General features: G+C 71.0%; 14 protein-coding genes. 1 reads left to right on the top strand and 13 read right to left on the bottom strand.

Translation table 11 applies throughout. The features are described from left to right. Nucleotides 1–758 (bottom strand): maltotransferase domain-containing protein (locus tag ACIBJH_RS48055; protein ID WP_399123400.1); only part of this gene is annotated, 758 nt, incomplete at its 3' end. A 220-nt stretch (nucleotides 759–978) separates the two neighbouring features. Then, nucleotides 979–2,190: a S8 family peptidase gene (locus ACIBJH_RS48050; RefSeq protein ID WP_399123399.1), complete on the bottom strand. Its 1,212-nt coding sequence runs from the start codon at nucleotides 2,188–2,190 to the stop codon at nucleotides 979–981. A 214-nt stretch (nucleotides 2,191–2,404) separates the two neighbouring features. Here ACIBJH_RS48050 and ACIBJH_RS48045 point away from each other — a divergent pair, with 214 nt between their 5' ends. Next, nucleotides 2,405–5,023, top strand: a complete 2,619-nt coding sequence (locus tag ACIBJH_RS48045; RefSeq protein ID WP_399123398.1) for a glycosyltransferase family 1 protein — start codon at nucleotides 2,405–2,407, stop codon at nucleotides 5,021–5,023. 90 nt (nucleotides 5,024–5,113) lie between these two features. On the opposite strand, the gene ACIBJH_RS48040 is transcribed toward ACIBJH_RS48045, so the two are convergent. From ACIBJH_RS48040 to ACIBJH_RS47990, 11 genes are all read right to left on the bottom strand, one after another. Further along, nucleotides 5,114–5,623 (bottom strand): DUF1990 family protein, encoded by a 510-nt coding sequence (locus tag ACIBJH_RS48040; protein ID WP_399123397.1) that lies wholly within the window; start codon nucleotides 5,621–5,623, stop codon nucleotides 5,114–5,116. Between the two features lie 82 nt (nucleotides 5,624–5,705). After that, the gene (locus ACIBJH_RS48035) at nucleotides 5,706–7,361 is read right to left on the bottom strand and encodes a M4 family metallopeptidase (RefSeq protein ID WP_399123396.1); all 1,656 of its coding nucleotides are present in this window, start codon (nucleotides 7,359–7,361) and stop codon (nucleotides 5,706–5,708) included. A 256-nt stretch (nucleotides 7,362–7,617) separates the two neighbouring features. Next, the gene (locus ACIBJH_RS48030) at nucleotides 7,618–9,645 is read right to left on the bottom strand and encodes a M4 family metallopeptidase (RefSeq protein ID WP_399123394.1); all 2,028 of its coding nucleotides are present in this window, start codon (nucleotides 9,643–9,645) and stop codon (nucleotides 7,618–7,620) included. A gap of 406 nt (nucleotides 9,646–10,051) precedes the next feature. Then, on the bottom strand, nucleotides 10,052–10,540 hold the full coding sequence (locus ACIBJH_RS48025) for a hypothetical protein (protein WP_399123393.1): 489 nt from the start codon (nucleotides 10,538–10,540) through the stop codon (nucleotides 10,052–10,054). Nucleotides 10,541–10,553: 13 nt separating this feature from the next. Continuing rightward, a complete protein-coding gene (locus tag ACIBJH_RS48020; RefSeq protein WP_399123392.1) occupies nucleotides 10,554–12,344 on the bottom strand; it encodes an ABC transporter ATP-binding protein in 1,791 nt (596 codons plus the stop codon). Then, nucleotides 12,341–14,065, bottom strand: a complete 1,725-nt coding sequence (locus ACIBJH_RS48015; RefSeq protein ID WP_399123390.1) for an ABC transporter ATP-binding protein — start codon at nucleotides 14,063–14,065, stop codon at nucleotides 12,341–12,343. Before ACIBJH_RS48015 ends, ACIBJH_RS48020 begins: the two co-directional genes overlap by 4 nt. 68 nt (nucleotides 14,066–14,133) lie before the next feature. Next, nucleotides 14,134–15,621, bottom strand: a complete 1,488-nt coding sequence (pcaB, locus tag ACIBJH_RS48010) for a 3-carboxy-cis,cis-muconate cycloisomerase (RefSeq protein ID WP_399123389.1) — start codon at nucleotides 15,619–15,621, stop codon at nucleotides 14,134–14,136. Beyond that, nucleotides 15,618–17,603, bottom strand: coding sequence for an FAD/NAD(P)-binding protein (locus ACIBJH_RS48005; RefSeq protein WP_399123388.1), 1,986 nt, complete (start codon nucleotides 17,601–17,603; stop codon nucleotides 15,618–15,620). Before ACIBJH_RS48005 ends, pcaB begins: the two co-directional genes overlap by 4 nt. A gap of 207 nt (nucleotides 17,604–17,810) precedes the next feature. Beyond that, nucleotides 17,811–18,944: an acyl-CoA dehydrogenase family protein gene (locus ACIBJH_RS48000; RefSeq protein ID WP_399123387.1), complete on the bottom strand. Its 1,134-nt coding sequence runs from the start codon at nucleotides 18,942–18,944 to the stop codon at nucleotides 17,811–17,813. Between the two features lie 47 nt (nucleotides 18,945–18,991). Further along, nucleotides 18,992–20,248: an aminotransferase class I/II-fold pyridoxal phosphate-dependent enzyme gene (locus ACIBJH_RS47995; protein ID WP_399123386.1), complete on the bottom strand. Its 1,257-nt coding sequence runs from the start codon at nucleotides 20,246–20,248 to the stop codon at nucleotides 18,992–18,994. Nucleotides 20,249–20,308: 60 nt separating this feature from the next. Next, nucleotides 20,309–21,988 carry an AMP-binding protein gene (locus tag ACIBJH_RS47990; protein ID WP_399123385.1) on the bottom strand — a complete coding sequence of 560 codons (1,680 nt, stop codon included), beginning with the start codon at nucleotides 21,986–21,988 and terminating at the stop codon, nucleotides 20,309–20,311. Between the last annotated feature and the right edge of the window lie 525 nt (nucleotides 21,989–22,513).

The following is a 22,513-nucleotide window of genomic DNA, read 5'->3' as shown; positions in this document are numbered from 1 at the left end:
GGCTCGGCCGCCGTGCCCTCGGAGCGGGGGAAGAACTCGTACCAGGAGCCGTAGAGCGCCCGCTCCCGCTCCACCAGCAACGCGCGCGGCTCGGAGGCCGTGATCAACTCCCGCAGCGGATACCGGGCGAGGACCTCGTCCACCTCCGGCGTCAGCGCGGCGGCGAGGCGGGCGGCGACCGGGCGGGTCTCGTCGCGGAGGGCGGTGACGGCGGTGCGCAGGACGGGCCGGAGGCCCTTGCCCTTCGGTACCCCGGCGATGGCGCGTTCGTACAGGCGCGCGCCCTCCTCCAGGACCAGGTCCGTGTCCATCCCGGCCGGGATCTTGATCTCCGCGTGGTGGCGCCAGGTGGCGACCGGATCGCTCCAGGCCTCCACGACGTACGACCAGTGGCCCGGCGCGTCCGGCGTGACGGTGGCGCCCCAGCGGTCGGTGCCCGGGGACAGCTCCCGCATCGGGGTCCACGGACCGGGACGGCCGTCCGGATCGCGGAGGACGACATTGGCGGCGACCGCGTCATGACCTTCGCGGAAGACGGTGGCCGACACCTCGAACGTCTCACCGGTGACCGCTTTGGCGGCCCGGTGGCCGTGCTGGACGACCGGCCGGACATCGAGGACGGGGATGCGTCCGATGCCCGGGGGCGTGCCGACCGCGGAGGGTGGCTCCGGGGCGGGTGGTGCCGTGCCGGCGGGGCGCACGGGGGGCGTGGCCGTGCCGGATGTCGGGGGTGCTGACGAGTGGTGCGTGGCGGGCATGACCGCTCCTGTCCGCGTCAACGTGGGTGTGGGCGGATGGATGTGGGGAGGTGGGTCCTGCGAAGGAGATCCCGTACTGCGTTTTGGGGGGTGTACCGGTGGAGCCTTCCCACCCTATTCCGGTTGGCAATCCGGCAGGTTGCCAACTACTTACGCGCAGGTCTCCACAGAAGATCCGGCCCCGTCCTGGACGAACGGGGCCGGAGCCGTCACTCCCGCACTACGACCGCGGTACTTGCAGAAGTTTGTCCGGCGAACCGAGCCCTTCACCGGACACCTTGCCGGAAACCGCTCCCGCGACGAGCGCCTTGGACACCTGTGCGGGTGTGGCGCGCGGGTGAGTGCCGAGATAGACCGCCGCCGCGCCGGCCGCGTGCGGCGACGCCATCGACGTACCGGAGAAGGTCGCCTTCGCCGTGTCGCTCGTGTACGTCGCGGAGGTGATCGAGACGCCCGGGGCGAACAGGTCGACGGCCGGGCCGTAGTTCGAGAAGGCCGCCCGGGTGTCGTTGCGGTCGGTGGCGCCGACCGTGATCGCCTCCTTCACGTCGGCGGGGGAGTACAGACCGGCCGACAGCCCGTCGTTGCCCGCCGCCACCGTGTAGGTCACTCCGGAGGCGATCGAGTTGCGTACGGCGGCGTCGAGCTGGGCGTTGTGGAGGCCGCCGAGGCTGAGATTGGCCACCGCCGGTTTGTGCGCGTGCCGGGTGACCCAGTCGATACCGGCGATGACCTGCGAGGTCGTACCGGCTCCCGCGTTGTCCAGGACGCGGACGGCGACCACCTTGGCCTTCTTGGCGACGCCGTAGGAGGAGCCGACGATCGTGCCGGCCACATGGGTGCCGTGGCCGTTGCCGTCCTGGGCGGTGGTGTCGTCGTCGACGAAGTCCCAGCCGTAGCTCGCCCGGCCGCCGAAGTCCTTGTGGGTGATGCGGATGCCGGTGTCGATCACGTACACCGTCACCCCGCTGCCCCCGGAGTCCGGCGAGGTGTAGCTCTTGTCCAGCGGCAGGCTCGGCTGGTCGAGGCGGTCCAGGCCCCAGGACGGCGGGTTGCGCTCGACGCGGCTGACGCTGTCCAGGGTCACCCGGGTGTCCTGGGCGACCGAGGCGACCCGCGGGTCCGCCGCGAGGAGTCTCGCCTGTCTCTCGTTCGCCTCGACGGCGTAGCCGTTCAGGGCCGTGCTGTAGGTGTGGCTTATTTTCGCCCCGTACTTCTCGGCGAGCCCCTTGCCGGCTGCCGACGGAGCCTCTGTTCCCCCCTTGAGCGTCACCAGGTAACTGCCGCCGACGGTGCCGGGTGCGCCGGCGCCGAGTATGGTCCCCTCCGGTGCGGCGTGCGCGGGCAGGGTGATGGCCGAAAACACCACGGCTGTGGCGACCGCGGTCAGTCCCCCCGCCCGGCGCAGACGCCGCGTACGCGTCCGTGCCATGGTCGAGTTCCCCTCCTTCAACTCTCCACTGGGCAGCCTCTCGTGCGGTGCGAAGCACCACAAGGGCGCATGAGGGGCCCTTTTCGGCCCAGGACGGTTCATCTTCAGTACGGGCCCGCAGTCCCCAGCGACGCCCGCACCGTCACCGGTACCGTCTTCAGAGACGACGACGCACATTGCCGTGTGTCATCCAGCGAACGCGCAAGGTGGAGCTGTGAAGGCGATCCGTCGATTCACCGTCCGTCCCGTTCTCCCCGAACCCCTCCGGCCGCTCAGCGATCTCGCGCGCAATCTGCGCTGGTCCTGGCACGCGGAAACCCGCGATCTCTTCCAGTCCGTCGATCCCGAGCGCTGGACCGCCTCGGAAGGTGATCCGGTACGGCTGCTCGGCAGCGTCTCCGCCGAGCGGCTCGCGGAGCTGGCCGAGGACAGCCGGTTCCTGCGCCGGCTCACCGAGGTCGCCGGCGATCTCGCCGACTATGTGGGCGGCGACCGCTGGTACCAGGCCCAGTCCGGTGAACTGCCCGCCGCCGTCGCCTACTTCTCACCCGAGTTCGGGGTCACGGCCGCCCTGCCCCAGTACTCCGGCGGCCTCGGCATCCTCGCCGGCGACCATCTCAAGTCGGCCAGCGACCTCGGCGTACCGCTGATCGGCGTCGGACTCCTCTACCGGCACGGCTACTTCCGCCAGTCGCTGTCCCGCGACGGCTGGCAGCAGGAGACCTATCCGGTCCTCGACCCGAACGAACTCCCGGTGGCCCTGCTGCGCGAGGACGACGGTTCCCCGGCCCAGGTCTCCATCGCCCTGCCCGGCGGCCGCTCGCTGCGCGCCCGGATCTGGCTCGCGCAGGTCGGCCGGGTGCCGCTGCTGATGCTCGACTCCGACGTCGAGGAGAACGACCTCGGCGCCCGCGGCGTGACCGACGTCCTCTACGGCGGCGGCAGCGAACACCGGCTGCTCCAGGAGATGTTGCTCGGCATAGGGGGTGTGCGTGCGGTACGGACGTACTGTCGCCTCACCGGCCACCCCGAGCCCGAGGTGTTCCACACCAACGAGGGCCACGCGGGCTTCCTCGGCCTGGAGCGGATCGCCGAACTCTGCGACGCCGGGCTGGACTTCGACGCCGGTCTGGAGGCGGTGCGGGCCGGCACGGTCTTCACCACGCACACCCCCGTCCCGGCCGGAATCGACCGCTTCGACCGGGAGTTGGTCGCCACCCACTTCGGGCCGGACGCCGAACTCCCGCGCATGGACGTCGGAAACATCCTCCGCCTGGGCATGGAGACCTACCCGGGCGGCGAACCCAACCTCTTCAACATGGCCGTGATGGGCCTGCGCCTGGGCCAACGCGCCAACGGCGTCTCGCTGTTGCACGGCTCGGTCAGCCGCGAGATGTTCTCCGGCCTGTGGCCGGGCTTCGACCCGGAGGAGGTGCCGATCACCTCCGTCACCAACGGCGTGCACGCCCCGACCTGGGTCGCCCCCGAGGTGTTCCGGCTCGGCGCCCGGCAGATCGGCGCCCAACGCACCGAGGACGCGCTGTCGGTCGGCGGTTCGGACCGCTGGGACGCGGTCGCGGAGATCCCGGACCAGGACATCTGGGAGCTGCGCCGCGATCTGCGCGAGCAGCTGGTCGTGGAGGTACGGGAGCGGCTGCGCGCCTCCTGGCGTCAACGCGGCGCGGGATCCGCCGAGTTGGGCTGGATCGACGGCGTGCTCGACCCCGACGTCCTCACCATCGGATTCGCGCGCCGCGTCCCGTCGTACAAGCGCCTGACGCTGATGCTGCGCGACCGCGACCGGCTGATGGACCTCCTCCTGCACCCGGACCACCCGATCCAGATCGTGGTGGCGGGCAAGGCGCACCCGGCGGACGACGGCGGCAAGCGTCTCGTCCAGGAACTGGTGAAGTTCGCGGACGACCCGCGCGTCCGCCACCGCATCGTGTTCCTCCCGGACTACGGCATGGCGATGGCGCAGAAGCTGTACCCCGGCTGCGACATCTGGCTCAACAACCCGCTCCGCCCGCTGGAGGCGTGCGGCACGAGCGGGATGAAGGCCGCGCTCAACGGCTGCCTCAACCTCTCGGTCCTGGACGGCTGGTGGGACGAATGGTTCCAGCCCGACTTCGGCTGGGCCATCCCCACGGCCGACGGCACCGGCACGGACCCCGACCACCGCGACGACGTGGAGGCCGCCGCGCTGTACGACCTCCTGGAGCAGCGGGTCACCCCGCGCTTCTACGAACGCGGCCAGGACGGGCTGCCCGACCGCTGGATCGAAATGGTCCGCCGGACGCTGACGCTGCTCGGTCCGAAGGTGTTGGCCGGGCGGATGGTCCGCGAGTACGTGGAGCGGCTGTACGCCCCGGCCGCGCACGCGCACCGCGCGATGACTCCGGACGCGGCGCGTGAACTCGCCTCCTGGAAGGGGCGGGTGCGGGCGGCTTGGCACGGGGTGAGCGTCGACCACGTGGAGACGTCCGCGGCTACGGCGACTGCGGAACTCGGTACGACGCTGAATCTGCGGGTGCGGGTCGGCCTGGGCGGCCTGGCCCCGGACGACGTGGAAGTGCAGGCGGTTTCGGGGCGGGTGGATCCGGAGGACCGGATCGGGGACGGGGTGGCTGTGCCGCTCAAGCCGGTTGGCGGTCCGGATGCGGAGGGGCACTGGTTGTTCGAGGGGCCGCTTTCCCTTGATCGCACCGGGCCCTATGGGTACACGGTCCGGATTCTGCCCGCCCATCGACTGCTGGCGTCCAGTGCGGAGTTGGGGCTGGTGGCGGTGCCTTCTGAGGACTCGGTGGAGGGGGCCGGGGTTTTGATGCGGTAGTGGTTCGGCTGCGGGCCGGTGGGGGCTGGTCGCGCAGTTCCCCGCGCCCCTAAAAGGGGCCTCGCGGCCCTTTTAGGGGCGCTAGGCCCCTCATACCTCCGAATACGGCGCGCACATCTGTCGCAGCGTGCTGCCTATCCGCTTCGCGTACGCGTGCTGCAACCCCCGTGTCGCCGGGCCGCCCAACCGGGCGTACCACTTCGCGCCGCGGCTGAAGGCCGAGACCGTCAGCCAGACCGTGCCGTCGCCCGTGCGGTCGACCACGAAGGCTTCCTCGCCGCATTCGGGGTGGCCGGGGAGGGTGCCGTAGGCCCAGCCCGATCTGCGGTGTTCCTCCACCGTCCAGACGATGCGGCAGGGGGCCTTGATCAGGCCCGCGAGGGTGACCGTGACGTCCACGCCGGGGGCCGCCTTCTCGGCGCTCGCCTCGATGCCGACGCCCATCTCGCGGTGCAGCTCCCAGGTGAGGACCGCCTCGGACGCCCGGCGGAAGACCTTCTCGCCCTCGCCGATCCTCGTGCGTACAAACAGGGGGTGGAAGCCCGGGGGGCAGAAGCCGCGTTCGCGGGTCGCGCCGACGTCGTCGTACGTGAAGGACATGGGACCCAAGAGTAGGGCGGTACCCGGATATGCCTTCGCTCCGGGTACCGCCCTGGGGTCTAGCCTGTCAACTCAGCGGCTGTCAGGTGACGTTGACGGCCGTCCAGGTCGCCGCGACCGCCGCGTACTCGGCGGAGCTGGTGCCGTAGAGCGCCGCTGCCGCGCTCAGGGTGCCGGTGCGGGCCGACTTGTAGTTGGTGGTCGACGTGAAGTACGTCGTCAGCGCCTTGTACCAGATCTGCAGTGCCTTGGCGCGGCCGATGCCGGCGAGGGTGGCGCCGTTGTACGTCGGGGAGTTGTAGGCCACCCCGTTGATGGTCTTCGAACCGCTGCCCTCCGAGAGGAGGTAGAAGAAGTGGTTCGCGACGCCCGACGAGTAGTGCACGTCGAGGTTGCCGACCGAGGAGGACCAGTAGTTGGCGGAGCCGCCGTCCTTGCTGGGCTGGTCCATGTAGCGCAGCGGGGTGCCGTCGCCGTTGATGTCGATCTTTTCGCCGATGAGGTAGTCGCCGACGTCGCTGCTGTTGTTGGCGTAGAACTCGACGCCGGTGCCGAAGATGTCGGAGGTCGCCTCGTTCAGGCCGCCGGACTCACCGGAGTAGTTCAGGCCCGCGGTGTTGGCGGTGACGCCGTGGCTCATCTCGTGGCCGGCCACGTCCAGCGAGGTGAGCGGGTGGGTGTTGCCCGAGCCGTCGCCGTACGTCATGCAGAAGCAGCTGTCGTCCCAGAACGCGTTCACGTACGAACTGCCGTAGTGGACACGGGAGTAGGCGCCGACACCGTTGTTCTTGATGCCGCTGCGGCCGAACGTGTCCTTGTAGAAGTCCCACGTCTCCTGGGCGCCGTAGGCGGCGTCCGCGGCGGCGGTCACGTCGGTGGTGGAGCTGGAGGCGGCGCCGGTGCCCCACGTGTTGGTGGTGTTCGTGAACAGGGTGCCGGTGCCGGACGTCCCGTGCTTCAGGTTGTACGTCTTGTGGCTGCCGCGCGAGGCGTCGGTCAGCGAGTACGTCGTGCCCGACAGCGTGGTGGTGAGGCTGACGGTGCCCGAGTACAGCGTCTTGCCGGTGCCGGTGGCGTTCTCGATGCCCTGGTACTCGAAGAGCTTCTTGCCGGTGGCCGCGTCGGTGATGACGTGCAGCTGGTTCGGGGTGCCGTCGTCCTGGAAGCCGCCGACGATCGTCTCGTAGGCGAGGACGGGGCTGGCGCCGCCGGCCCAGATGACCTTGCGGGCACCGTCGGCGGCGGTCTTGTCGGAACCGGCGGCCTTGGCGGCGGTCAGCGCCTGCTTCTCGGCCTTGGCGACCGTGATCTTCGGCGTGACGGTGGCGACCTTGATGGTCGCCGAGTGCGCCTTGGTGACACCCTCGGTCTTGCCGGCCGGCGAGGTGTGGACGACCAGGTCGCCGCCGAGGACCGGGAGGCCCGCGTAGGTGCGCTCGTAGCGGGTGTGCACCGTGCCGTCGACGTCCTTGACGACGTCCTTGACGACCAGCTTCTCCTTGGTGCCGAGGCCTATCTGCGTGGCCGTCTCGGCCGCGTCGGCCTGCTTCTCCTTGACCAGCGCGGTGCGCGCGGCGTTGGAGAGCAGCTGCGGGGCGGCCGCGAGGGGGGCCGCCTTGCCCGTGGCGGGCTGGGCGGAGGCACCGGTGGTGACACCGGTGGCGAGCAGGGCGCCTGCGGCCACCGCGGTGGCGATGGCCAGGGTGGTGCGCTTGTGACGCGCGTAGAGGGGGGTCACGCAAGCTCCTCTGTGGGGGAGTCCGGACGGCGTGGGGTTACCGACCGGAGCGATGTGAATTGGCTGTGCTGAAGCGGCGTGAGGGAAGACTGGCATCAGGGGCGCGTACATGTCAGGACCCCGAAGTGATGTTGGCTGAAAATCGACTGTCCGGTGAACGTTGCGGCAATGTAAACGTCCACAACAGGGCGCCGCCCCGGAGTTGAAACCCCGGGGCGGCGCCTTGTTTGTGCGGCCTGAAGTAGACGGCTGGTTTTTACGGGAACGTAAGCTTCCAGCTGTTGATGTAGCCGGTGTCCTGTGCCGCCACGTCCTGGACCTTCAACTTCCAGACGCCGTTGGCGACTTCGGAGGACGCGTTGACCGTGTAGGTCGCCTGCACGTTGTCCGCCGAGTCGGACGAGCTGGAGTTCTTCAGCCGATACGTCGACCCGTCCGGGGCCACCAGGTCGATCACCAGGTCACCGCGCCAGGTGTGCACGATGTCGACCGTGACCGAGAGGTTCGAGGGCGCGTTGCCCGTCCGCCCCGACACGGTGACGGACGACGTGACGGCCGCCCCGTTGTCCGGAATCGACACGTCGGCCGTGTTCTCGAACGACGTACCGGTGCCGCCGCCGCCACCGGAGCGCGCACCGACCGCGACGGCCGCCCACGCGTCCTGCACCGCCTTGTACTCGGCGCCCGTCGTGCCGTACAGCTCACCGGCCGCCGCGAGCGTCCCGGTGCGGGCCGCCGCGTAGTTGGTGGTGGAGGTGAACTTCGTGGTGAGCGCCCGGTACCAGATCTGCAGCGCCTTGTCCCGGCCGATGCCGGTGACCGGAAGTCCGTCCGAGGTGGGCGAGTTGTAGCTGACGCCGTTGATGACCTTGGCGCCGCTGCCCTCGCTCAGCAGGTAGAAGAAGTGGTTGGCGACGCCCGACGAGTAGTGCACGTCGAGGTTGCCGACCCCCGAGTACCAACTGTCCGCGCTGCCGCCGTCCTTGCTCGGCTTGTCCATGTAACGCAGCGGCGTGCCGTCGCCGTTGATGTCGATCTTCTCGCCGATGAGGTAGTCGCCGACGTCGCTGCTGTTGTTGGCGTAGAACTCGACGCCGGTGCCGAAGATGTCGGAGGTCGCCTCGTTCAACCCGCCGGATTCTCCGGTGTAGTTGAGCCCGGCGGTGTTGGACGTGACACCGTGGCTCATCTCGTGGCCCGCCACGTCCAGCGCCGTCAGCGGGTCCGCGTTGCCGGAGCCGTCGCCGTACGTCATGCAGAAGCAGCTGTCGTCCCAGAACGCGTTGACGTACGAATTCCCGTAGTGGACACGGGAGTAGGCGCCGACACCGTTGTTCTTGATGCCGCTGCGGCCGAACGTGTTCTTGTAGAAGTCCCAGGTCTCCGCCGCGCCGTAGTGCGCGTCCGCGCCGGCCGTCGCCGCGTTCGACGTGGTGCCGTTGCCCCAGGTGTTGCTGGTCTGCGAGAACAGCGTGCCGGTGCCGGAGGTGCCGTGGTTGAGGTTGTACGTCTTGTGGCCGCCGCGGTCGCCGTCGGTGAGGTTGTACGACGTGCCCGACTGGGTCGTGGTCAGCGAAACGGTGCCGCTGTACTGGGTGTTGCCCGTACCGGTGGCGTTCTCGATGCCCTGGTACTCGTACAGCTTCTTGCCGGTGGCCGCGTCGGTGATGACGTGGAGTTCGTTCGGGGTGCCGTCGTCCTGGAGACCGCCGACGACCGTCTCGTAGGCGAGGACCGGCTTGCCGCTCGCCGCCCAGATCACCTTGCGGGCCGAGTCCGCGGCCGACTTGGTGGAGCCGAGGGCCTTGGCGCGGGAGACGGCCTGCTTCTCGGCGGCCGACGTCGTGACGTCCGGGGTGAGGTCGGCGACCTTGATGGTGGCGTTGGTCGCCTTGATGACCCGTTCCGTGGCACCCGACTTGGCGGTGTCGACCACCAAGTCACCGCCGAGGACCGGGAGTCCGGCGTAGGTGCGCTCGTAGCGGGTGTGCACCGTGCCGTCGGCGTCCTTGATGACGTCACGAGCGACGAGCGTCTCCTTGGCGCCGAGGCCGATGTCCTTGGCGGTGGCGGTCCGCGCCGACTCGGCGTCGCGGAGCAGCTCGGCGCGCTGCGAGGCGGAGAGGGAGAGGGCCATGTGCGCCGGATTCCCCTTGCTGGCAAGGGGTTTGGCCGGTGCGGCGGAGGAGGTCGCGCCCGCCTGGACGGCCGCGGCGAGCAGAGCGGTGACGCCGGCTACGGCGACTATGTGGGAGGTGCGTCTGCGCGAGGAATTGCTTCTCAACACTGACTCCTTCAGGACGGTCGCGGATCGCGCGACCAGGGGAGATCACAGGGATCACAGGAGTGAAGCTGTGGGGTTGCTGTGAAGCGCCAGTGGGAAGAGTGGCACCAGCTCGCGCTTTCTGTCAGGAGCGCGTCAGGAACTTGGCCGGAATTCGTTCGTTGTCCGGGTGGGCGTGTCTGCTATACGGAACGCCACTTGACGAATCTTTGACCGCGAACAGAAATTGTGCCGGATCTTGACCCGGCCCCGCAGCTCCGGCTCGGCATCCTCACCCTCGACTTCGACGCGACGGACCTCGTCCGTGTCATCCGTGCCGCGGATCAGGACACGGGAGCGGGGGCCGGACGCGGTGTGAGCCGCTCTTCAGCCGGTTGAACGCGGTATCCGCAACGGCCGTAACCCCTCAGCGAGGCGTGCGGGAATCCCCGGCCGCCCGTCGTCGACCGGGCCACATGTCGTCGTACGCGGCGTCGAAGAACTGCACCTGCGGCCGGCGCAGCGCGGATGTGTCGGCCATCCCGCCGCTGCCCGCCTCGGCAAGGCGGGCCGCATAGCGATAGGCGGCGCCCCGCAGGTGCTCGCTCCTGGCCGAGAGGTCGATCTCCGCCTGCGCGAGCCACATGTCGTCGACCAGTTGGCCGATCACGGGACCGGCGGCGCTGTCGCCGGCCCGCGGTGGCGTCAGCGCCGCCTTCTCCACCTGCGACGCGATGCTCAGGAACTTCAGGATCGCGCTCTTCAACTCCGCGCGGTGCGCGGCCGACTCCTGTATCTCCAGCTGCCGGGTGCTCACCCGCGACACCAGGTACTGGCCGAACAACGACCCGCCCGCACCGAGCACGACACCCGCCAGAGACAACAGCGCCGGCCACAAGGTTCCCCAAGATCCCATGAGCGGGAGTCTCTCAACTCTCTTGGGAGAGAGCTGAATTGCCCGGCGCCCGCCCGTCCCCGTGCCACGAATGCCACAGCGCCGCGTACGCGCCCTCCGCCCCCACCAGCTCCTCGTGCGGCCCGAGTTCGGTCAGCAGGCCGTTCTCCATCACCGCGACCCGGTCCGCGTCGTGGGCGGTGTGCAGGCGGTGGGCGATGGCGATGACGGTACGGCCCTCCAGCACGGCGGCCAGCGCGCGTTCGGTGTGGCGGGCGGTGGCCGGGTCGAGGAGGGCCGTCGCCTCGTCCAGGATCAGCGTGTGCGGGTCGGCCAACACCACGCGGGCCAGGGCCAGTTGCTGGGCCTGGGAGCCGTCCGTGGCCCGACCGTCCGCGCCCAGCGGGGTGTTGAGACCGTCGGGCAGTTCGCGTACCCAATCCTCGGCGCCCACCGCCGCCAGTGCCGCCCACAACTCCTCGTCCGTGGCGGCCGGTTCGGCGATCAGGAGGTTCTCGCGGACCGAGCCCAGGAAGACGTGGTGCTCCTGGGTGACCAGCACGACCTGGCGGCGCAGCGTCTCCGGTGAGAGTCCCGAGACCGGTACCCCGCCCACGGTCACCGTGCCCTCGGTCGGCGCGTCGACGCCCGCCAGCAGCCGGCTCAGCGTCGTCTTCCCGGCGCCCGACGGGCCGACGACCGCCAGCCGTTCGCCCGGCCGCACCGACAGGTCCACGCCGTGCAGCACCTCGCCGCCGCGCTCGTAGGAGTACCGCACCCCGGTCACATCGATCCGGTCGTCCGCCGGGGCCGGCGCCTCGCCGTCGCCCTCGGCGCGCGGCGCCCGGGCCAGCCCCTCCACCCGGGCGAACGAGGCGCCGCTGCTCTGCAGTTGCTCGACCCGCATCAGGATCTGGTCCAGGGGCTCGGTGAACTGCCGCAGATACAGCGCGGCCGCCACCACCGCGCCCACGCCCACCGCCCCGCGCCCGTGCAGCCACCCGCCGACCAGCAGCACACCCGCCACCGGGATCGTGTACGACACCTCGACCGCGGGGAAGAACACGGTCCGCAGGAACAGCGTGTACAACCGGGCCCGCTTGGCGGTCTCCAGGGTGTCCCGGCTCGCCGTGACCCGCAGCTCCTGGAGCCGGAACGCCTCCACCGTGCGCGCGCCGGACGCGGTCGCCGTGAGGATCTCGGCGACCTCCGACATCGCCGCGCCCTCCGCGAGATAGCCGTCCCTGGCCCGGCGCAGATACCAGCGCAGCGCGAACCAGATCGGCGTCAGGCCGAGCACCCCGAACAGCCCGAGCAGCGGATCGAGCGCGAACACCGCGCCCATCACGAACAGCGCCTGCACGGAGCAGACCAGCAGTTCGGGCGCGACGTCCCGCAGGGTCGTGCCCACGGTCGCCACGTCGGAGGTGCCGCGCGCCGTCAGATCGCCCGTCCCGGCCCGCTCCACCACCGACGCCGGCAGCGCCAGTGCCCGGTCCACGAAGTCCTCCCGGACCCGGGCCAGCGTGCGCTCCCCGAACCGGTACCCCACGTACCGCGCCCAGCGCGCCAGCAGCAACTGGGCCACCGAGCACACCACGATGACCAGGGCCAGCCGGTCCACGACTCCCACTCCGGCCCCGGCCCGCACCTCGTCCACGATCCGCCCGAGCAGCCACGGCCCGACCAGCCCGGCCCCGGCGGCCAGCGCGTTCACCACCAGCACGACGGCGAACGCCCGCCGGTCCACCCGGATCAGCCGGACCGCGGCCCGCCGCACCTCGGACCGCTCCGCGACCGGGAGTTGACCCTTGTCCGCCGTCACCGTGCGACCTCCTCCGCGTCCGTGTCCGCACCCGCGTCCCTGGCCACCAGCGCGCGGTAGCCGGGTTCCTGCGCCAGCAGCCGGCGATGGTCACCGTCGGCCGCGACCTTGCCGTCGACCAGGTAGAGGACCGTGTCCGCCTGGTCCAGGACCAGCGGGGACGTCGTGGTCACCACCGTCGTACGGCCCGAGCGCGCCTCGCGCAGCCGCCGGGCGACCGCCGCCTCCGTGTGCGCGTCCAGCGCCGAGGTCGGCTCCACCGCGAGCAGCACCTCGGGCTCGGCGAGCAACGCCCGCACCAGCCGCACCCGTTGACGCTGCCCGCCGGAGAGACTGCGGCCCTGCGCGGCCACGAGTGAGTCGAGTCCCTCCGGCAGCCCCTGCACGATGTCGTCGGCGGCACTCGCGAACACGGCCCGCTCCACGGTCTCCGCCGACCGCTCCCGCCGCCCGGACACCACCTCCCGCAGCGGTCCGGCGAACAGGTCGGCCTCGTTGTCCGCGACCAGGATCCGGGACCTGACCTGGTCCAGCGGAATCGCGTCGAGCGCGACCCCGCCCCAGGTGACCCGGGACGGCGCGTACCGGCCGAGGCGGTCGACCACGGCCAGCGTCTCCCCGGGCCGCGCCCCGACCAGCGCGGTCAGCCGCCCCGGCGCCACCCGCACCCCCGAGTCGGGATCGTGCAGGGCGGCCGGTTCGGCGGGCGCGGCCGACGTGCCCGTGTCCGCCTCGGGCCGGAGCGCCAGCAGCCGTACGACCCTCCGCGCGGCCACCACGCCCCGGCTCAGCTCGTAGACCATCTGCACGAAGAAGGCCACCGGGCCCACCAGGACGGCGACATAGCCGTACACGGCGACCAACTCGCCCACGCTGAGCTGCCCTTGGGCCGCCAGCCGGGCCGCGAGCCAGGTCACCACGGCGAGGAACAGCGTCGGCAGCCCGACCCCGATCGCCTGCACCCAGCTGGCCACCGCGCCCACCCGGTAGCCCTGCGACCGCAACCGCTGCGAGTCACGCCGGAACGCGTCCGCGAACAGCCCTTTCCCACCGAGCCCGTTGAGAACACGCAGGCCCCCCGACAGGTCGGCGATGCGCGCGGTCAGCACGCTCTGCCGCTCCCGGTACTCCGTCTCCACACCCTGGAGCCGCCGGGTCAACGGCCCCGCGAGCAGCGCGAGCACCGGCACCCCCAGCAGCACCACAGCGGCCAGCGGCGCCGAGATCGACAGCAGCACCCCGGCCACCACGCCGTAGACGACCAGGGCGCCGAAGCCGGGGCCGACGACGGTCAGGGACTGGGCGATCGTCCAGACGTCGCCGACGCCGATCGTGATGACCTCGCCCGCCCGCGCCCGGCGCGACAGCACGGCGCCCAGCCGGACCGCCTGGCCCACGATCAGCTTCACCGTGCGGAAGTTGGCGTCCATCCGCACCCGGGTCATGGTGCGGTGCCGCATGATGCTCAGCCACGAGTTGACCGCGCCGACCACGAACAGCGCCCCGGTCCACCAGGCCAGCGTGCCCAGATGCCCCGGCACCAGACCGTCGTCGACCGCCCGCGCCATCAGATACGGCGCCGCCGCCATCAGCACCATCCAGACGCTCGACAGCAGCGCCCCGGCCACCGCCCGCCACCGCTGCCGCATCACCAGCCACCACAGGAAGCGCCAGCCGCCCCGACAGTCGGGTGTCCCGGGATCCTCGTACGCGTCGACCATGCTCCCCCGATCCGTGATCCACGATCCCCGGGCCGGCGGAATCCTTGTTTCCGGGGCGGAGTTGGAGGCTATCGAGGGTGGGAACCGATGCCCATCGAATTACTCCGCGGGCCCGCGACGTTCTGCCGCAGGGCCCGGTCCACCAGGGCCCCCGCCGCTCCGGTGTAGGTCGTCGGGTCGCACAGGCGGGCCAGTTCGGCGGCGTCGAGGTACGCGCCGAGCCGGGGTGTCCCGGACAGGACCTGGCCGAGAGTCCGGCCGGTGCTGTCGGCCTCGGCCGACGCGTCCGTGAGGAGTTGCCTGGCCACCGGCTTGCCCAGGTGGGGAGCGAGGACGGCGACGATGCGTTCCGACACGATCCGGCTTCCGGTGAGTTCGAGATTGGCGCCCATGCGGTCGGCGCGCACCTCCAGACCCTCGACGAGCTGTACGGCCGTGTGGGCGGCCCCGCCGGTGAGCCGCAGGACCTCGCGCAGCTGCTGCCACTCGGCGTGCCAGACACCGGCCGACCGTTCGTCCTCGGACATCAGACACTGGGTCAACCCGGCGGCCAGCACCGGTACTTGAAGAGCGGCGCTGCGGATGAGCGTCGTGAGGACCGGGTTGCGTTTGTGCGGCATGGCGGACGAGCTGCCCCGTCCGGCCGCCGTGGGTTCGGCCAGCTCGCCGACCTCCGTCCTGCACAGGGACTGGACGTCGACCGCCAGCTTCCCCAGGGCCCCGGTGACGAACGCCAGGGCCGCCGCGAGGTCGGCGACGGGAGTGCGCAGCGCGTGCCACGGCAGCACCGGTTCGGCCAGGCCCGTCTCCGCGGCGAAGGCGGCGGTGAGCCGTTCGACGTAGTCGGCGGTGTCCGGCCGTTCGCCGGAGCCGTCCGGCCGCGCGTAGGCGAGATAGCCCGCCAGGGTGCCCGCCGCTCCGCCGAGGGAGACCGGGAGGCCGTGTTCCAGGACCTGCCCGAGCCGGGCGTCGCCGTCCAGGACGAGCTGCCGCCAGCCAGCCGCCTTGAGCCCGAACGTGGTCGGCACGGCCTGCAGCGCCAGGGTACGGCCCGCCATCACCGTGTCCCGGTGCCGTACCGCGAGGACTGCCAGCGCCCGGGCCGTGCGGGCCAGGTCGGCCCGGATCGTGCGCAGCGCCCGCTGGGCGATCAGCATCGTCCCGGTGTCGAGGATGTCCTGGCTGGTCGAGCCCCGGTGGACGTACTCCGCCGCCGTCGGGTCCTCGACCGCGACCGCCTCGCCGAGCGCCTGCACGAGGCCCACCACCGGGTTCGCCGTCTCCCGGGCGGCGAGTGCCAGGGCCCGCAGGTCGAACCGTTCGGCACGCGCGGCGGCGGTGATGGTGTCGGCGGCGGACTTCGGCAGGGTGCCGAGACCCGCCTGGGCCCGGGCCAGAGCGGCCTCCGCGTCGAGCATGGCCTGCAGCCAGGCCCGGTCGCAGACGGCGGCCTCCACCTCGGTACCGGCGCGCACCGGGGAGAACAGCCCGGCGTCGGTCTGTACGTCGAACGCGACGACGGGACGCGTCCCGCTCGTCGTCCGCATCTCGCTCATACGATCACTCCCTTGAGGCCGGCCCCCGCCTCGAACCGGTCCTTGGGCGGCTGGTGGCCGATGGGCGACAGCGCCAGCACGGACCGGGCCATAGCGTCGGAGTCGCCCAGCGTCACCGAGTCCACACCGGGACGGATCCCGGCCGCCGTGACCCAGTGCACCGACTCGGTCGGAACGCCGTAGGCGAACCGGCGGGGGTGCGCGCGGCCCCGGGTGTCCAGGACCCGGTAGGGACGCTCGGTGACGGCAAGACCGCCGGTCTCGTATCCCGTTCCGCACGCCCCGGGGACCCGGTAGGTGGTCGCCTGCCCGCTGCTGAGCAGGTGCTGGAGGAGCGGGTCGGCGCTGCGCCGCAGGTCGGGCTCCGGCAGCCGGGCCTCGATGAGGACCGTCGCGTGCACGGCCGGCCCGGGGACCGTCGTCGACGCGGCCACGTAGACGGACGACTCGGTGTCGATCCTGATCTGGGTTCCGGGGCCGGTGAGTTCCAGGACCCCGGCCTCGATCAGCGCGACCATCTCCTCGACACGGGAGACCGGCGGGCCGATCGACAGGAAGGCGTTGAGCGGGGTGTACCAGCCGGTCAGCTCGTCCCGGTACGAGTCACCCGTGATGCCGCCGTGGTCCACCACCAGACGGATCTCGTTGCGCAGGTCCCGCAGAACGTCCACGGCGGCCTTGAGCGGATCGCTGAGATTGCCCGCACGCGCGGCCCTGATGTCCCGGCGGAGGTAGTCGAGCAGCCAGGCGCGGAAGTCGTCGCGGCCGGTGAACTCCCGGTCGCGGTACGGGAAGGCGAGCCGGTCCCAGTTCCAGCGGTCGGCAGGGGAGATGTCGTACTCGTCGAGGAGTTCGGCCGTGTCCGCCTCCTGCCGCCGGGCCAGATAGCGCTCCGTGAAGAGTTCCCGTTCCGCGCCACGGCCTCGGGAGTCGAGCAGCGTGCCGTAGTACACGCTCTCCACCTCGCGGGAGATCAGCGGCCACAGGTCCGCGCCGAACTCGACCGGATCGCCGTCGGCCGCACGCTTGCGCAGCCCGGTGATGTACCGGGGGGTGAGCAGCCGGGGTTGATGGCGCCCGGACGCGCCCTTCTCGTTCTCGCCGCGGGCGTGGTACGGGATGCCGCGCCGTGAGCTGGCGAAGAGCCGGGGCTCCTGGCCGGAGGGACGGTAGACCAGTCGCCCCGCCTCGCGTACGAAGCGTCCGCCGCGGCTCGTGCTGAACAGGGACATGTGGTCGAAGAAGTTGAGCCCCAGACCACGCAGCAGGACGTTCTGACCGGGGTCGACGTCCCCCAGGTTCAGGTCGGCCGGGTTGGCGGGCGGGATGTACGTGAGCTGGTGCGCGCGGGAGAGACTCGCCGTGCGCAGTTCGTGGGCCGTCGGCTGGACCGGGACGTGTCCCTGGGCCAGCACCACGGCGTCGAGTGCGTGCAGCCGCGTGCTGTCCGCGAGACGGATGCCCTGCGGGCCGCCCGGCCTGCCGTGGGTGTCGGTCAGCGCGATGGCACGCGACCGGTGGGTACGGACGGTGACGTGGTCCGGTGCCCGCCGCACCACCCTGGAGAAGCCGGCCTGGAGATAGCGGCCGTAGAACGCCCGGGTCGGGTAGGAGTTCGGGCCGAGGGCGGCGGCCTCGGCGAGGGTGTCCTCGTCGATGTCCGGGGCCGGGCCGTGTGCGAGGAGCTCCTGGGCCCACTCGTACAGGCTCGGCCCCGGCTCCACCGGTCCGTCGATCCGCACGCTGTCGTCCGTGTAGACGGTGATCTGTGCGGCGACGGTGTTCATCAGCAGATGACGCGACTGGTTGGGACGCCACACCGCGCCGGCGCCGGCCGGTGCCGGGTCCACCACGTGCACGGTGACGGAGCCGTGCGAGGGCGCCGCGCGTTCGTTCGCGCACAGCCGCTCCAACACGGACAGGCCGCGCGGGCCGGCGCCGACGATGCAGATCTCAAGGTGTGAAGTGCTGGGCAGACTCATGAACCTCTTCCGTTCTCGGGCGGCTGCGGCGCGATCGTGCGGGCGCTGTGCGGGGCGGGGGCCGGGGGTGGCCGCTCCCGCCCTGACGCCGGTCCCCGGCCCGGACGTCAGGACGATCGGCGCGGCCGCGTACCTGCCGGGGACGACGACGGTCTGCTCGTGGGGTGCGGCCGGGTCGCGGCCGGGCCCCACACCGCAGCGGCTTGGTCAGTGCAGCGTCACCGCGCCGGTGCCCGCGTGGTACGCGTGCAGCGTGGCCGCGGTGGCCCGGCGGGACGGCGGGTGGAACCCGGCCGCCTGCACCGCCGCCAGCAGGTAGGCGATCTCGGGCGACTTGATGAAGGCGATACCGCCCAGCGAGTCCACCGCCGTCGACACGGCGCGCCGGATGCCGTGCCGGATGTTCTCCCGCACGAAGAGCACCCGCGCGCTGAGCTCGTCGGACCGGTCGCCCTCGTCGAAGGCGCGGGCGACGGCCTCCAGCGCCGCCATCGACGTCTCGATCTCGCAGGCGGCCTCGGCGTAGAGCATCGGGTCGGTCTTCGGGTTGCCCAGCATCCGCTCCAGCAGCAGCGAGGCGGCACCCAGATAGGTGGCCGATATCAGCAGGCCGAACCAGACGTAGCCGGTCTTCTCGTGCCGGCCGGTCGGGTCGTCGACGTCGTTCCAGAACAGCAGTTCCGCGGGCACGAACACGTCTTCCAGCACGACCGTGTCGCTCTGCGCGGCCGCCAGCACGGGGGTCTCCCAGAACTTCTCGATCGTGATCCCCTCGGACGCGGACGGGATCACGATCACACCGCGCCGGCCCGTCGCCTCGTCGGCGACACTGGCGGTGAGCAGGTCCATCGTCGCGGACAGACTGCACGGCTGCTTACGGCCGTCGACCCGGAAACCGCCCTCGACCGCCCGTGCCGTCACGGTGGGCTTGAAGGCGCTCGCCGCGCTGGTGCCGATCGTGCCCTCGGAGAAGCCCGACGACAGCAGCATCCTCGCCAGCACCACGGCCTTGAGGAGTTCCTTCTCGTCGTCGGTGCCGGTGGCGCTGTGCTCGATGAGCGTGGCGATCGACAGGTGGTGCATGGTCGTGGCGGCGCCGAGCGACGGCGACAGCGCGCCGATGGCCCGCTGCACCCGGGTCGCCTCCAGCGCGGACGCGCCGAGACCGCCCCACTCCTCGGGCACCACCAGCGCGGGCGCGTCGGAGTTCTTGAACATCTCTATGACCCGGCTGTCGCGGGCCTCCAGGTCGAGCAGGCCGTGCTCGGCCAGTTCCTTCTGCAGACCGGGCAGATAGCGCTCCAGGACCGCGCGCTCCGTGGCCATCATGCGGATCGTCATGTTCTCCCTCTCTTGCTCTTGGTGGTGTCGTGTCGTGCGACCGGTCGTCACGCGACCAACTGCCGCTCGTTGTCCGGCTCCAGCACCTTGTGGATGGCCTCGGCCGCCTCTTCCAGGTCGGCGAAGGTGTGCTCGGCGGTCACGGCCAGCCGCAGCAGGGCGTGGTCGAGCGGCACCGCCGGGTAGTGCGCGAGGGCGGCGAACACGCCCCGCTCGTACAGCTCGTGCCACTTCGCGAAGGCCCGCAGGGACTCACCGACGATCACCGGCACGATCGGTGTCACGATCTCGGCTCCGTCGGGTCCGATCGCCGGTTCGGCCAGCGGAATCCCCAGCGAGACGAGGGAGTCGCGCAGGAAGCGGGCGTTGGCCAGGCAGCGTTCGGCCCGCTCCTGTCCCTCGGCGGAGCGGATCAGCCGGACCGCGGCCAGCGCGCCGCCGACGGCCGCGGGCACCCCGGACGCGGTGAACAGGAACGCCCTCCCGTTCGTCCGGATCACGTCGATGAGGTCGTGCGAGCCCACGGCGAAGCCGCCGGTCGTGGCGATGCTCTTGGAGAACGTGCCGGTGCGCAGCGGCGTCCTGTCGGCCGCGCCGTACAGCTCGCTGACGCCGGTCAGGTTCCGGCCGAAGACGCCGACCGCGTGCGCCTCGTCGACCAGCAGGAGCGCGTTGTGCTCCAGGCACACCTCGGCGATGCGGTCGACCGGTGCCAGGTCGCCCTCCATCGAGTACACGCCGTCGACGGTGACCATGGCGGGCCGGCCGCGCTTGGCCGCCGCGGCGAGCTTCTCGGCCAGGCTGTCGACGTCGTTGTGACGGAACCGGATGGACTGCGCGTCGGTGAACCTGGCCGCGTCGTGCAGCGAGGCGTGCGCGTCGGCGTCGGCGACGATCACGTCGCCCCGGCCGGCCAGGGTGCCCACGGTGCCCAGGTTCGACTGGTGCCCGGTGGTGAACACGATCGCGGCCTCGGTGCCGTACCAGTCGGCTATCTCGGCTTCGAGTTCGAGGTGCAGGTCGATCGTGCCGTTGAGCAGCCGGCTGCCGGTGGACCCCGCGCCGAAGCGCTCCAGTGCCTTGCGGGCGCCCTCCATGACCAGCGGGTGGTCGGCGAGGCCGAGGTAGTTGTTCGACCCCAGCATCATGCGGGGCCGGCCGTCGATGTCGACGCGGGGCGAGTTGGCGGACTGCATGGCGCGGAAGTAGGGCGACTTGCCTTCCAGCTGCATGGCGCGGACGATCTTCATGCTCCAGTTGTCCTGGAGGCGCCGTACCATCTGGTTCTTCTGGTTCCTGAGCACGAAAAGGTCTCCCGTTTCTCTTCTCTCGCTGTGGAAAGTCGTGGGTCCCGCGGACGGAGGTCAGCTCCAGCTGCCCGTGCCGATGGGGGACTCGTTGAACAGTTGCCGCCGCAGCGCCACGCGCTTGACCTTCCAGGTGGCCGTCCGCGGGATGTCGTTCCAGTCCAGGTGGATCGGACTGTCGAGGGCGGGCAGCCCGGCCAGCGCGGTGGGCCAGCGCTCCGGGGCGATCTCCTCGCCCGAGTAGGTCGCGTAGACGACGCCGGGCCTGCCCTGCCGACGGGCCAGCACGATGACCTCGCTGGCCTCGGGCAGCCGGTCGAGCAGGACGTCCTCGATGGCGATGCCGCTGGTGCCCTCGATCCGGTCGATCTCCCGGTCGACCAGCCTGATCATCCCGGTGCGCGACTTGATGCCCAGGTCACCGGTGTTCCACCACCAGCCGCTGACCTTGTTGTCGTGGCGGTCCTGTTCGCCGACGTAGGCCAGGCAGCGGCCGGGCTGGTTGATCTCGACCAGACCCACATGGCCCTTCGGCAGTTCCTTGCCGGTCTCCGGGTCGGTGATCCGGATCTTGGCCACGGTGGGCAGCGGCCAGCCCATGTACTGGGTGGGCGGCGGGAATTGACCGACCTCGCGCACCACCGACCTGAAGTACGGCCGCAGCACGAGCCCGCCGTTCTCCGTCTGGCTCCACGACTGCACCCACACCGGCAGCCGTACCTCGGAGGCGCCCAGGAACTTGCGGATCGAGCGGGTGTGCACCGCGTCGAAGGAGCTGATGTAGAAGCGGACCTGCTTGAACAGCCTGCGCGGGTCGTCGAGCAGATGCTCCTGGCGCAGGTACATGTTCGGGAGCATGTCGACGATCGTCGGGCGGTGTTCGGCGATCAGATCGGCGATGCGTTCGTCGGGCACGTCCGCGACCGCGAGGTACTTCGGTCCGACCGTGGCGATGGCGAACAGCGCGGTGAGGGTGTGCTGGTGGAAGAAGGGGTCGAAGAAGGCGAAGGTGTCGCTGCCGCGGAACCCCATCCCGCCCCAGCGCTCGGTCTGCACGTGCGCGATGGCGTGCAGCGTCTCGGCGCTGTGCAGGGCCAGCTTCGGGATGCCCGTGGTGCCCGAGGTGTGGGTGGCGACCATCGGCTCGTCGAACTTGCGCAGTTCCACGGGCGCGGCCGGGCTGTAGGCCAGGCTCTCGAAGGAGAGGGCACCGGCGGGCAGCGCGTCGCCGGCGCCGATGACGATCGTCTCGCGGGTCAGCTTCGCCAGTGCCTCCGCGTCCAGTTCGGCGATCTCCAGACGGCCGGGGTCGGTCACCAGGAACGGCTGCTCCATCCGCTCCAGCAGCGTGGTGGCCACCTCGTTGCCGTGGTTCCACGCCAGTTGGAAGGGGATCGCGCCGATCCGGGCCGCGGCCGAGCCGATGACCTGGACGTCGGGGTGGTTCGCCTTCATCACCGCGACGCGGTCCCACGGCCGTACGCCGGCCGCGTAGAGGCGGGCGGCCACGTCGTCGACCAGCGCGGCCCACCGCCGGTAGGTGAACAGGGTGCCCGCGTCGGGCGCGATGTCGGCCGGCCGGGACAGGATGATCTGCTGGTCCGGGAAACGCCTGGCCGCGAGGTGCCAGGCTTCTCCGTAACGTCCGGTGGCCGGCGTCCGGGAGAATGGAGTAATCCGTTTCTTTCCCCGGCTCGGGGTATAGTCCTTGAGGAATTCTGGTACCGCAGTCGTCATGGTTGCCCCTGGATGTCGAGTACGGATACATTGGTGATCCGGTGATGTGGCGACAGCCGGGAAATGGCATGACGGAACTCGCGATCGCGGAATGTGGATTACTGGCGATTCCGTCATTTCAGTGGTGCCCGTGGATTTTCGGGTACGCCGATGTACCCGAAACTCACCACACCACTGCATCCCCGTTGCCGAGCGGCCCAGCGATATCGTCGGCCTTTGAATCTTCGACCTTTTCCCCTTGGGATTCTCGGCTCCCTGACCATAGTTCGCCCGTCGTCGGGCATTCAACATGAGTTCTGCACGACCGAGGGGTACGGCTTCACAGTCTCAGGGGCGCCTCTCATGAAAACGCCGGGGGGGGGGGGGGGGGGGGTGGGTGTGGGGGGGGGGGGGGGGGGGGGGGGGGGGGGGGGGGTTTTTGTGGGGGGGGGGGGGGGGGGGGCCCCCCCGGGGGGGCGGGGGGGGGGGGGGGGGGGGGGGCCCCCCCCCCCCCCCCCCCCCGGGTCGGTGATCAGTTGCCCGGTA

The sequence above is a fragment of the Streptomyces sp. NPDC050548 genome, from assembly GCF_044457385.1.
In the GTDB taxonomy this organism is placed as follows: Bacteria; Actinomycetota; Actinomycetes; order Streptomycetales; family Streptomycetaceae; genus Streptomyces.
The sequence above is the reverse complement of the archived record's forward strand: the minus strand, read 5'-3'. Positions and strand labels throughout refer to the sequence as shown.

Bases quoted from the DNA above. Each gene is read 5' to 3' on its own strand.
- ACIBJH_RS47990 (WP_399123385.1), bottom strand. From the start codon at position 21,988: ATGACGACTGCGGTACCAGAATTCCTCAAGGACTATACCCCGAGCCGG.
- ACIBJH_RS48040 (WP_399123397.1), bottom strand. From the start codon at position 5,623: ATGTCCTTCACGTACGACGACGTCGGCGCGACCCGCGAACGCGGCTTC.
- pcaB (WP_399123389.1), bottom strand. From the start codon at position 15,621: ATGAGCGAGATGCGGACGACGAGCGGGACGCGTCCCGTCGTCGCGTTC.
- ACIBJH_RS48025 (WP_399123393.1), bottom strand. From the start codon at position 10,540: ATGGGATCTTGGGGAACCTTGTGGCCGGCGCTGTTGTCTCTGGCGGGT.
- ACIBJH_RS48000 (WP_399123387.1), bottom strand. From the start codon at position 18,944: ATGACGATCCGCATGATGGCCACGGAGCGCGCGGTCCTGGAGCGCTAT.
- ACIBJH_RS48050 (WP_399123399.1), bottom strand. From the start codon at position 2,190: ATGGCACGGACGCGTACGCGGCGTCTGCGCCGGGCGGGGGGACTGACC.
- ACIBJH_RS48015 (WP_399123390.1), bottom strand. From the start codon at position 14,065: ATGGTCGACGCGTACGAGGATCCCGGGACACCCGACTGTCGGGGCGGC.
- ACIBJH_RS48005 (WP_399123388.1), bottom strand. From the start codon at position 17,603: ATGAGTCTGCCCAGCACTTCACACCTTGAGATCTGCATCGTCGGCGCC.